The 12054-nt window shown below is 49.7% G+C and carries 8 protein-coding genes; 1 reads left to right on the plus strand and 7 read right to left on the minus strand.

Features of this window, described 5'->3' with window-relative positions; genetic code table 11:
- Positions 1-232: 232 nt before the first annotated feature.
- The 7 genes from GU926_RS01710 to GU926_RS01740 form a co-directional block, all read right to left on the minus strand.
- A complete protein-coding gene (locus GU926_RS01710; RefSeq protein WP_160688442.1) occupies positions 233-850 on the minus strand; it encodes a YdeI/OmpD-associated family protein in 618 nt (205 codons plus the stop codon).
- 169 nt (positions 851-1019) lie between these two features.
- Positions 1020-1469 (minus strand): NAD(+)--rifampin ADP-ribosyltransferase, encoded by a 450-nt coding sequence (gene arr / locus GU926_RS01715; RefSeq protein WP_160688444.1) that lies wholly within the window; start codon positions 1467-1469, stop codon positions 1020-1022.
- Positions 1470-1578: 109 nt separating this feature from the next.
- Positions 1579-2430: an EamA family transporter gene (locus tag GU926_RS01720; protein WP_198001447.1), complete on the minus strand. Its 852-nt coding sequence runs from the start codon at positions 2428-2430 to the stop codon at positions 1579-1581.
- 253 nt (positions 2431-2683) lie between these two features.
- Positions 2684-3343 carry a hypothetical protein gene (locus GU926_RS01725; protein WP_160688446.1) on the minus strand — a complete coding sequence of 220 codons (660 nt, stop codon included), beginning with the start codon at positions 3341-3343 and terminating at the stop codon, positions 2684-2686.
- 231 nt (positions 3344-3574) lie between these two features.
- Positions 3575-5110: a malate:quinone oxidoreductase gene (locus GU926_RS01730; RefSeq protein WP_160688448.1), complete on the minus strand. Its 1536-nt coding sequence runs from the start codon at positions 5108-5110 to the stop codon at positions 3575-3577.
- Positions 5111-5248: 138 nt separating this feature from the next.
- Positions 5249-8614 carry a UvrD-helicase domain-containing protein gene (locus GU926_RS01735; RefSeq protein ID WP_160688450.1) on the minus strand — a complete coding sequence of 1122 codons (3366 nt, stop codon included), beginning with the start codon at positions 8612-8614 and terminating at the stop codon, positions 5249-5251.
- A gap of 462 nt (positions 8615-9076) precedes the next feature.
- On the minus strand, positions 9077-9598 hold the full coding sequence (locus tag GU926_RS01740; protein WP_160688452.1) for a hypothetical protein: 522 nt from the start codon (positions 9596-9598) through the stop codon (positions 9077-9079).
- Between the two features lie 458 nt (positions 9599-10056).
- Here GU926_RS01740 and GU926_RS01745 point away from each other — a divergent pair, with 458 nt between their 5' ends.
- Positions 10057-11970 carry a DEAD/DEAH box helicase gene (locus tag GU926_RS01745; RefSeq protein ID WP_160688454.1) on the plus strand — a complete coding sequence of 638 codons (1914 nt, stop codon included), beginning with the start codon at positions 10057-10059 and terminating at the stop codon, positions 11968-11970.
- Positions 11971-12054: the final 84 nt, after the last annotated feature.

Genomic DNA, 12054 nt, shown 5'->3' on the forward strand with positions numbered 1-12054 from the left:
GCGTTTAGTAAAGATACTACGTTTTTGGCCTGTTTTCAGGAAAATAGCCTAAAAACGAGACGAGCTATTAGCTACAGGCAATAGCCAGCTAGGGCGCTACTTCCGCATCTTACTAGTCTGTAAAAGCCATTTTGATGTGAAGATTTGGAGTTGTGAAAATTTGGAGATGACAGTCAAGCCGGCAATTTCTAATTCTTAATTTCTAATTTTTAATTTTTAATTAGGCTCATTCTCAGTCCTGCAAGCCGATGCCCTGAAGAATTTTTTCTCTACACTTTTCAATGCGGCTGAATCTGGTTTGGGTTTGTTTTGGTTGGGAAAAGAAGAGGATGTAACCTCTTTGCCGGCCGGGAGTGAGGCGGTAGAAGGCGCTTTCCAAATCTGGATGTTCCATAAAGGCGGCCTGCAATTCTTCGGGGACGGGTTCCAGGTTCTTCTTGAACTCTACTTTTAGTCCGGCCTTTTCTATGGCAATGGCTTCTTGTAGATAGGCTTTTAGAGCGTTTTGCAGTTGCAGGATTTGTTCGGGGCTGGTAAATTTTATGATACGGGCTGATTGGGAGCTTTCGCCGTGAGCGCTCAAGACCCTGGCTTCATCTTTCAGTAATACGCCCTTAAAGAAGCTAAGCGCCGCGTATTGTTTGAAGGCGCTCACCATGACAATGTTCTTGTTGCCCAGCGTGTAACAAGGAACGCCCCATTTCACTTCTTCGGTTAAGCCGCTTTCCTGCACAAGATGCCGGAGTAGAACCAGTTCCTCTTTCCAGGTGTGGACTTTGCACTGCGGGGTAGCGCCGTAAGGGCATCGCATACAACCATCCAGAAGGTATTTGTCTACTTGTGGGTTCATGCTTGTGTAGCTAAAATGGTAGCGGCTTTTATATGGGCAGGTCTAAACTACCATGAAACAATGAAAAGTACAAACAGCCAGAATTGGTGGAATATCCATCCTCACGGTTAGGTTTTAGTGGTGACCAGGAGGACTGAATCAGGTTGTTATAGAAAATCGTCCAAAAAATTTATTCGTCATTCAAAGAATCAATGCCTTGTTCCTTCAATGAGGCTAATGCTGCTTGCATGGCTTGTACCTGTTCCGGCGGGTGCCCTTGCCAGCCCGTGACTTCAGCCAGTACTTTGAGGGGATGCGTGGAGCGGTAGGAAAGGGTAGGGTTGCCGGGGAATTTCCGGTCGGTGAGGTCGGGGTCGTTTTCTATGGGGCCAGTGGGTTCCACCAGGTAGATTCGTTGAGGTCCTTCGCCCAAGGCCAATTCTGCTCCCCAGATGGCGGCGTCCAGGGTCCCCGAAAGAAAGATGTACTTAGCCTGTTTCCTTTGGCCGAAGTTGGAGGCATAGCCCGCTTCTATCAGGTGGCCTGGCTGCAAATCTGCCTTGGTGCCATGAAAATAAGTCTGCGCGAAAGGTGTGGGGCCCGGGGAAGAAGGCACCTTGCCTGGCTGGGTAGTTTCCATGGGTGAAACGTAAGAAAAGATTGACTGAAAACTAAACGAAAATGGTAACGGTTTGCAAGCTCACAAGATAAGCCCCTTAGTTGAAAACGGATGAGGGTGAGACCTTGTTTTAGTCCTTCCTGGAGAAAACCGTGGCCCCCACGCTGGCGCAGATGACGCAGAAAATGGAAAGCCATTGCGTGAGACTCAGGTATTCCTGCAAAAATAGCAAACCAGACAAAGCCGCGAAGGCTGGGTGCAGGCTCATGAGAATGCTGAAATTCTTACTGGACAATTGACGCAGAGCCCCCATGTCTAAGGTAAACGGAATAGCACTGGTCAAAAGCGCGACTGCAATGCCAATCAAAACCAGTTCTCCATTCAAGGCTGCCAAGCCACCGCTGGCCATGCCAATGGGAACCACCAGCAAAGTAGCCCACAACATGCCCACCACCACGGCATCGCCGCCTTTCATGACCAATGACACTTTTCTACCCATGATAATGTAGCCCGCCCACAAGGCACCCGCCAGCGCTGCCAGCAGCACGCCCACCGGGTCAATGGCGCTGGTGTTCCAGGGAGCAATGAGCGCCATGGCCGTCGCGGCCAGAGCCACCCAGACTAAGTCCAGCAATTTCCGGGAGCCCAGCAAGGCCAGCACCAGTGGCCCTATAAACTCAATGGTCACGCCCAGACCCAGCGGTATGCGCTTGATGGCAATGTAAAATACCAGATTCATAGAGCCAAGGCACAGGCCGTACCCCAGCGTGTACAACCACTGTTTCTTGGTGAGGGTAAAAAGGTTTGTCCTGAAAAAGAGTAGCAGAATGACCGCCGAAAAGCCAATGCGCAACGCCGCCGTTCCGCTGGCCCCAATGACGGGGAATAAGTGCTTGGCCAACGAGGCCCCGCCCTGCACGCAGACCATGGACAATAGCACCGCCGGAATGGCAGGAAGAACAAATTTTTTGAGGGGAAGCACTTTATGGTAGGGATAAGCTAAAAGCAGTCTTACCCTGTAAAGCTGGCTAAAACTTTAAAGAATGTCAAAGCAGAAGTTGGTGCTGTTTGCCTTTTTAAAGAAGCCTTGAAATGAGTGTAGTCGTTTCAAGGCTGTTTTGGAGAAAGGAAGCTAAAAACGGGAACGAAAAGAAAAATATATTCATACGTTTAGTGCATGAGGCGTGCAAGAACATCATCCTTATAATAGCCTATGCGCCTTGTACACCGTTTTTCTATGTACTTTGAATGAAATAGCACGCTATTCTTGAGTTTGGCTCAAAAAATACCTTGAGAGCGCCATCACACCAAAAATTCATCTCATTGAATATGCCCTCATAGTAGTCGCTTTCACCTTTGAAGTTTTTGGCCATGGTCTTTACATGACCGTTGCTCATGAGTTGGCATACGAACTTCATTTTCTTGTTAGTCTTTGGGCATATCGGGTAATCTTCTGCTTGAATCCAGTGAGGTTTCCCAGCAAGTCCAATTATTTCAAATTCATTGTCATCATCTACGCCTTTGAAAGGCTTTAAATAACAACGCAATGACTTATAGGTAACGGTGGAATCCTTGTCCAATTCATCGTATGCCGTGGTGATTTCAGATGTGTTTAGCGGATATATCAGCTTAGGCTCTTTCGGATTCTCATAGTCCAGAAAGATGTAATCAAAGTCGAGGAAGATAGGGCAGATTAAGTGGAGCTTAAATGGAAGCCAATCAAAAATTTTGTCCTGGTTGTCAATGTAACCTAAATACTGAAAGCCTCCCTTGAACTCATTTGATGGTACCTTAAAATCATTTGGTATTTCCCCTCCTAATTGATGAGGACCACCAATATCTTCCACAAATTCAAGCTGTGATTGTATGTTCATTATTCTTTTTAATAGATTCATTTACAGTTTTATAAATGGCTTACAATCAAAGTATAAATTGAGTCCCATGATCCGGTTACTGGGCCATGATAAGAGGCAGACATCCGGTTAGCCAAATGCCCTTTAGCGGATAACCAGAACTGGGCGACTGAATATAGGATATAGGGGCCGCATATAAAAAGAAAATCCGTTTTTGGGCTGTTTTCCTAGAAACAGCCCAAAAACGGATTTCATAATGGCAAAAGAAGGATTCTACCGCTGCACTAGGTGGCCTTCTTTTAAATCTAGCACCTCGGCGGTATAGTTGCGTATCTCCTGGCACAGTTGCGGATCTTGGGCCAGAGACATACCGTAAGACGGAATCATCTCTTTAATCTTGGCCTGCCATTCAGGGGTCTTGGTCTTCTCTGGGAAGCAGGTGTGCAGCAGCTTGACCATGATGGAAACGGCCGTAGACGCCCCCGGCGATGCACCCAACAAGGCCGCAATGGTGCCGTCTTTAGACGTCACTACCTCGGTGCCAAATTCCAGTACGCCGCCTTTCTCTTCGTCTTTCTTGATGACCTGCACGCGCTGGCCGGCCACTTCCAGTTCCCAATCCTCGGCTTTGGCGGTGGGCACGTACTCCCGTAGCGCGGCCACGCGGTCTTCCGGTGATTGTAGCACCTGCCCGATGAGGTATTTGGTCAGGGGAATGTTAGAATAGCCGGCGGCCAGCATGGGGCGCAGATTGTCTACGTTAATGGAAAAAGGCAGGTCAAAGAAGGAGCCTTTCTTCAGGAATTTGGTGGTGAACCCGGCATACGGACCAAAGAGCAGCGCCCGCTGGCCGTTGATCATGCGGGTGTCTAAGTGCGGCACGCTCATGGGCGGCGATCCAACGCTGGCTTTCCCGTAGACCTTGGCACTGTGCTGGGCAATGATTTCTGGATTGGTGCATTTGAGCCATTGGCCGCTTACCGGGAAACCGCCAAATCCTTCGCCTTCTGGAATGCCCGAGGCCAGGAGCAAGGGCAGGGAGCCGCCGCCTGCCCCAATGAATACAAACTTGGCACGTATGCGCTTCTTTTCGTCCTTGGCCAGGTCTTTCACCCGTATGCGCCAGCGCTTGTCCTCTGGTTCTTGTTTCTGTTTTAGTTTGGACACCTCGTGGTTCAGGAAGATACTCACGCCGGGCATGGCTTTTAATTCTTTGAGCATGAAGCGCGTCAAACACCCAAAATTCACGTCAGTGCCGGCTTCCATGCGGGTGGCGGCCAGGGGTTGTTGCGGGTCACGCCCGGCCATGATCAAGGGCATCCATTGGGCAAGTTGCTCCTTATCTTCTGAGTACATCATACCCTGGAACAGGGGAGAAGTGGTCATGGCCTCAAACCGCTTGCGCAGGAAGTTGACGTTCTCTGGGCCCCAGACAAAACTCATGTGGGGCACCTTGTTGATGAAGTCGCGCGGCGGCGATTTGATGATGCCGTTCTTCACCAGAAAGGCCCAGAACTGGCGCGACTGCTCAAACCATTCGGCAATGACGTCTGCCTTGGAAATGTCTATGGAACCGTCTGGCCGCTGAGGCGTGTAGTTCAACTCACAGAACGCCGAATGGCCCGTGCCCGCGTTGTTCCAGGCATCAGAGCTTTCGGCGGCCACCTCGCCCAGACGTTCATATATCTCAATGGTAAGGCCGGGTTCCAGCTGTTTTAACATCATGCCCAGGGTGGCACTCATGATGCCTGCCCCAATCAATACCACATCTGGCTCGCTTACCGGTCTGTTCTTCTTGTCTCTAAACATAGTCTCTTGTATAGCTCCCTCCAAATACGAGGAAACCAGTAGAAAGTGTTTTGAGACAGAATGGCCAATGCAAAAAAGCCGTTTTTAGGCTGTTTTCTGGAAAAGTGGCCAAAAACGGTTTGAATCCGCTCGTTACCTCTATTCTACCACTTCGCCTACATACTCCCATTCCTCCACGCGCTCTTCTTCAAAGTAATACACCACGCAGGTGATTTTGCTGAAGACCAGTTCCAGGAACAGGGCGGCATACGAATTTAGGTTGTCACGGTATTCTTCTTTGGCCGGCGGCAGTTTGTAGTCTATGAGCGTCACCTCGCCTTTTTCTCCGAACACGATGCGATCTGGTTTGTAACGGTTGGTGCGCACGTCCAGCACTTCGCGCTCGTTTTCCACGCTCATGCTCCGGCTAAAGTAGCGTTGCATCTGCGGGTGGTGAAGGACGTGGTCTACCATCTGGGTGAGGGTAGGAAGCTCACGCTGCGAAATGATGCCTTGGCGTACCAATTGTCTCAGGGCTTTGGGGGCTTCATCTGCGTAGGAAATCAAAGCCAGGGCGTAATGGAGTTTGCGGTTCCAGCGGCGGTGTTCCTGCTGGGTCTCAAAATCAAATACGTTGTTGGCGTGCTGTTTCAGTTTCAGGTTCTGGGCCCAGTCTGCTGAGGTGAACTTGTCCAGCACGTACACGTCTTCAGAGATAGAAGCATGATGCACGGCCTGTTGGCTTCCTCTGGCCAGTTGGTAGCAATAGTGGCCTTCCTGCCAGAGCTCCTTACTTTCCAAAAACTTATGCAGCCAAAAGCTTACGTTCTTCTGGTAACTGGCCTTCTTGAAATCCTGCGCCTTGGCAATGAGATACAAGCGGTCCACGGGGCGGGTAAGGGCCACGTAGAGCATGTTCAGGTTTTCAATGAACGTCTTTTCCAGTTTCTGGGCGTATTGTTCCTGCAAGGCGGTTTGTTCCAGCTTTTTATTGAGCGTGACCACGGCGGTGCGTAGTTTGCCGCCCGGGGCCACGCTCTTTGGCAGCGTGCCCCAAAGCAATGACGAGGTCTGCGGTTCCAGGCTCCAGTCACAGAAAGGCACAATCACTACAGGGTAATCCAACCCTTTGGCCTTATGAATGCTGGTAATGGTGATGGCGTCACGGTCTTTGGGTGTATTGATGCTCAGGTGCTCCTTGTGCAGGTCCCAGTATTCCAGGAAGTTGTTGAGGTTGTTGCTGTTCTTAAGCGTGTATTCCAGCACCAGGTCCAGGAACCGGAACAGGTACTCGCACTCGTTGTTCTTGCCCAGCAGGTCAAATACTCTTATCAGCTTCTCCGTCAGTTCATAGATGGACAGGTTGCCCGCGTCCCGGTAGGCAATGTCAAAGCCCTGTTCCTGTAGATACTGGAAGAACGGGTCAATGCTGGGGTGCGTGGCCAGCCAGGCAATCTTGTTGGTGGTCAGGTTGTCTGGCAACTGCTGATGCACCACCTTGTAAACCAAATAAAGCGCCTGAGACCGCGCCAGGCTATTACCCGGCTGGTTCAAGAGCCTGAAGAACGCGATTATCAGGTTAATGACCTCGGCAAACTGTAAGGAAAGCGAATCCTGCGAGATGATGTCGTATTTCTTCTGCTTCAGGAAGTTAGCCACCAGTTTGCTGTTGCGGTTGGTGCGGCTTAAAATGGCAATGTCGCGGGGCGCGTAGCCGTCTGCCTGGGCTTGTTGTACCATCTGTAGCACCAATTGCAACGTACTTTCCTGGTAGGTAAGCAAATCATCTGCGGCATAGCCTTCATAGATGTCTTCGGTCTGGGCGCAGGCGTCCAGGTCATAGCGCAAGGGGTGAGCGTCATCCTTGGTGAAGAGCACCTGCAAATGCGCCTGCCCCGTGGCTTTCCCTTCCGGAGACTTCTGCGCGAAATGCTCGTCATAGATGGCCTGCAACAAAGGGAACTGGGGGTTAGCCAAACTCACAAACCGGAACAGCTCATTGTTGAACGTGATGATTTCTGGGGCGCTTCGGTAATTGGTGTTGAGGAGTTCTGGCTTGAGCGTCCAGCGCAGGGTGTCATAGCGCGGAGCCACGTTCTCCTCAAACCGTGAGTTTTGGTACAGATGGTGGGTTTGGTTGCGGTGCAGGTGCAGGATCTGTTCCATTTCGCCGCCGCGCCAGCCGTAAATGGCCTGTTTGGCATCGCCTACCACCATGTTAAAGCCACCGCCACTCAAGGCATTCTCCACCAAGGGCAAAAGATTGTTCCATTGCAACACAGACGTGTCCTGGAACTCGTCAATCAAGATATGCTGGTACCGTTCGCCCAAGCGTTCATAAATAAAAGGAATAGGCTCCTGCAAGACAATCTCTGTGATGCGTTTGTTGAACTCAGAAATGTGCACCAGGTTCTTATCCAGCTTTATTTCCTGAATGCAACGCTCCAGCTCGCTCAGCACACTCAGCTTGTACAGGTGCGGCAGCATGGCGGAGATGAGGATGTGGTTCTGGGTCTCGCGCTCTTTCAACTCTTCTATGGCGCGGTAGTGCTGGGCCAGTTGGTCTTTGATCTGGTCCAGAGCCACCTTGGCGCCGGTACTGGCTTTGGCGCTGGCCCATTTGTCATCATTGACTGTTTTGGCCGCGTTGCTGTTGGCAATGGTAATGTCAAAGCCGCTGTTCCATTTCCTGAAGTAGGAGTAGATGCCATTCTTGCCATATGACATTTCCTCGGGCATGATGCCGTGCCGGTCAATCAGGTCTGCGGCCTCCTGCGCTATGGCCTGAATTTCTTTCTCAACGGTTACCTTTTGGGTGTATAGCTCGATCCGTATCTTCTTGAATTCCTGAAGGGTAAGCTGTCCTATGTCAAGTAAGTGTTCATAGGTTTGCTCGTTCAACAGATGACGCGCGAAGTCAGCGAGCTCCTCGGGCAGTACATTCCAACTTTTGCCTTCTTCGGCCTTCTCAAGGGCGTACTGTTGCAGGGTCTCGGCGAGCAGTTTGTTTTCTTCCTGGGTGTTCACCTTGTTCAATAACAGGCTCACGGCGGTGCTGAGAAGGGTTTGCGCGTCCATGTCCACCTCAAAATTGTGCGGAAGTTTAAGCTCTGTGGTAAAGGCACTCACCACCCGGTTTACAAAGGAGTCAATGGTACTCACCGCAAACTCTGAGTAATGGAAGAGCAAATGGTCAAACACCCGCGCCGCCCGGCCGCGCAAGGCTTCTTCGGTTAAATGGGGTTGCGCATACTCTGCCTTAATCTCTTTTAATATGTCAAATAGGAGTGCATTGCTTTTGGCTTTGTCCTTCTCAGCAAGGGTAATCTCATTGAAGCCGCGCAGGGCACCCAAGATGCGATCTTTCATTTCCTGGGCCGCGTCATTGGTGAACGTAATGGCCAGGATGTTTTTGTAATAAGAGACGTCCTCACTCTGCAGGGCCAGTTTGAGGTATTCCTTTGTCAACTGGTACGTTTTGCCAGAACCAGCCGAGGAAGAGTATATTTTAAAGGAAGTAACCACTTTTATAATTGGGAATTAAGAATTAGGAATTGAAGGAACAGGATCATCGAAATCAACCAACGACCAGCAATTGACAATCAACAATTAGCAATAGAAGTGATTCGTTCAAAAATCGTTTTTGGGGTGTTTTAGCGAAAATAGGCAAAAAACGGCAATGGGCGGGCCGGTTATTTGTAAATGCCTGAACGAAAGCGGGGTAGGGGAGGGGTATAGAAAAAGGCCAGGTGGTGAGAAGCCTAAGCTTTTCTACCCCTGACCTTTGCCATGGCCTGGAATGGCCATGCACCATTCCTTCTAAATGCAGCTGCAGTGACCAGCTAAATCCAATGAGTACAATAGGACATGGATTATTAGAAGGGAAATTAACACATCATTTAGTGGAACGGCGAAAAGAGAAGTGTTCTGTCATCTTTCATGTTTTACAGCTTGCCAGCTAGTGGAGTACCACCATCAAGAGGTTTTTCATACGGCTTTTCTTAAGGTCTCTGCGGTCACTCCAAATTCTGAGTGGCAGAGGTTAACTACAATCCTGGCCAATTGCTTGGTGAGTTTGCAGCTCAGAAAGGTTTGCTTTTCAATAGGATGCAGCTCGGCAGAGTCCACTACCAGAAAATCGTTGAGTTCAATGAGCTCGTCAAAAGAATTCCGGAGTCTGGATACGGAGCGGTCATAGTTGGGGTCATCGTCCAGTGACATGACTTCGCCAATCACGTAGCTGTACCGCAGGCGCGCCTCCATGATGTAGCGGCACAGGCGGCTGATGTTGCCCGGCTCCAGGTCTGAGACCAAGGCCAGAAACAGTTGCTTCTTATGAGAGAAATCGTCCTCAAAAGAGCCAGAGGCAGTAAAGGGTTGGGTTTTTAGGTGGCACCCCTGCACCATTTTGTCTCGCAGTATCTGCGAATACGCCTTGAAGGCTAAAGATCCGTATGCTATAAGATGGACCTCTCTGCCATTCTTAGAGATAGAAGTGAAGTGGAACATTTGTCCATTGAAAACTGGTGGCTACTGCTGCTCTAAAAACAGCCTCAGGCAGGTCAACTCTTTACGCAGAAGCAAAACAATGGGGAGAGGTTGTTTGCTGTGGAATGCCTCTAGGGGTATGTATAGATACGATTTTAAAAATCAGTAGTCAAGTTTATTCTATAAAAATCTTGAAAATATACCATGATATTTTTGTTTTCTTGAATATGTATAAAAATGTTCGGTACAGGCTTGCCTCTATCCTACCAAGTCCCTGAATAGAAGTATATTAGGAACTGGCTATTTTTTTACGTACCTTTGCCCCACAATACACGCCGAGACTCCGTTTGGTCTCATTTTTTGGCAGAACGCACTTCTCAAGCACTCCTCTATGCGGTTTCTCCGCAACGAAATCTTGATAAATGACGAATACCCTAGGGCAGGTGTATTGTCTTTATATATCACACTATCAATAATTAATGGAAAGAATTAAATTCCAGGAGCTTTCGCTATCGGAAGAGATGCAACGTGCTATCGTTGACTTAGGCTATGAAGAAGCCTCTCCTATTCAAACTGCCGCCATTCCTGTGTTGCTGGAAGGCCGCGACGTGATTGGCCAGGCGCAGACTGGTACTGGCAAGACTGCCGCTTTCGCCATCCCTACCATTGAAGGCATTGACCCTAACAACCGCGAGGTACAGGCGTTGATTCTTTGTCCAACCCGTGAGTTGGCAATTCAGGTGGCAGAAGAGATTCTAAAACTTTGTAAGTACAAAAAAGGCATCAGCGTAGTGCCTATCTATGGTGGTCAGCCCTATGACCGTCAGTTACGCGCCCTTAAGCAAGGGGTACAAATCGTGATCGGGACGCCTGGTCGTGTAATGGACCACATTGAAAGAGGAACCCTTAGACTAGAGACCACCAAAACCATCATCCTGGATGAGGCAGATGAGATGTTGGACATGGGCTTTAGAGAAGATATTGAGTTTGTCTTGACCAAGATGCCAGAAACCCGCCAGACGGTGTTCTTCTCAGCAACTATGAGCAAGCCAATCATGGAGCTTACGCGCAAGTACCAGACCAATCCAGAGATTGTGAAGGTAACGCACAAAGAGCTGACCGTGACCAACATTGAGCAGGTTTATTTTGAAGTGCGTAGCTCAGGTAAGATGGAGGTAACTACTCGTCTTATTGACATGTATAACTTTAAAGTGGTGATCATCTTCTGTAACACCAAGCGGATGGTGGATGAGTTGGTGAGCAACCTACAGGCCCGCGGCTATTTTGCTGACGGTTTGCACGGTGACTTAAACCAGAACCAGCGTACCAACGTGATGAACAAGTTCAAAGCCGGTACTTTGGAGATTCTAGTAGCCACAGACGTTGCCGCCCGCGGTATTGACGTGGACAACGTAGAAGCGGTAATCAACTATGACTTACCACAAGACGAAGAAAACTACGTGCACCGTATTGGCCGTACAGGCCGTGCCGGTAAATCTGGTAAAGCCTTCTCTTACGTAGCGGGCCGTGACCTTTACAAACTGCGTGACATTGAGCGCTTCACCAAAGCAAAGATTGTTCGTCAGCCGGTGCCTACATATGAAGACGTAGCCGAAGTGCGCACTACCCTGGTATTGGACCAAGTGAAGGAAGTGATTGAGAAAGGTGGCCTTGCTAAGCATGTGGTGAAAGTAGAGCGCCTGATTGCTCAGGACTTTAACACCTTGGACATTGCAGCTGCTTTGTTGAAGCTGTTGATGAAAGACACTAAAACCAAGGAGAAAGGCGCCGAGGCCAACGAAACCAAAGGCGGACCTAAGCCTGGCTTTGACCGTCTGTTTGTGACCTTGGGCAAAAAAGACCGTCTGCACCCTAAAGATCTGGTAGACATCATGACCGACCACACCAGCATTCCTGGTGGCAAGGTTGGTGACATTGATTTGTATGACCGCTTCTCTTTTGTAGAAGTACCTACAGAATATACCCAGGAAATCATTGAAAGACTTGGCGTAACGGAAATCAACGGCATGACCGTGAAATTCCAGAAGGCTGAGAAAAAATCAATGGACCCCGCAGAAGGTGGCCGTGAATTGCAAGAGCTGGAAGATCGTCCTAGAAAATTCTATGACAAGCCTTTCGGCGGCGGCGGTGACCGTGGCGGCAGCAGAGGTGGCTTTGGTGGAGACCGCGGTGGTTACGGCGGAGGAAACAGAGGCGGTGGCGATCGTGGTGGCAGCAGAGGCGGCTACGGCGGTGGAGACCGTGACCGCGGCGGCGACAGAGGCGGTTCTCGCGGAGGTGACAGAGGTGGAAGCCGCTTTGGTGGTGGAGACCGTGACCGCGGCGGAAACGGCGGCGGAGGCTTCCGGGAAAGAAAAAGAAGAGATTTCTAAAAATATTTTTAAAGATTCCGTAACCCTGGCAAAAAGCCTCCCGTATAAACGAGGGACAGAGCTTAAAAGTTAATAAAGGGTTTA

The sequence above is a fragment of the Nibribacter ruber genome, from assembly GCF_009913235.1.
Lineage (GTDB): Bacteria > Bacteroidota > Bacteroidia > Cytophagales > Hymenobacteraceae > Nibribacter > Nibribacter ruber.

Excerpts from the sequence above, each read along its gene's own strand:
- GU926_RS01710 (WP_160688442.1), bottom strand. The coding sequence starts at position 850 with ATGAACCCACAAGTAGACAAATACCTTCTGGATGGTTGTATGCGATGC.
- arr (WP_160688444.1), bottom strand. The coding sequence starts at position 1,469 with ATGGAAACTACCCAGCCAGGCAAGGTGCCTTCTTCCCCGGGCCCCACA.
- GU926_RS01725 (WP_160688446.1), bottom strand. The coding sequence starts at position 3,343 with ATGAATCTATTAAAAAGAATAATGAACATACAATCACAGCTTGAATTT.
- GU926_RS01730 (WP_160688448.1), bottom strand. The coding sequence starts at position 5,110 with ATGTTTAGAGACAAGAAGAACAGACCGGTAAGCGAGCCAGATGTGGTA.
- GU926_RS01740 (WP_160688452.1), bottom strand. The coding sequence starts at position 9,598 with ATGTTCCACTTCACTTCTATCTCTAAGAATGGCAGAGAGGTCCATCTT.
- GU926_RS01745 (WP_160688454.1), top strand. The coding sequence starts at position 10,057 with ATGGAAAGAATTAAATTCCAGGAGCTTTCGCTATCGGAAGAGATGCAA.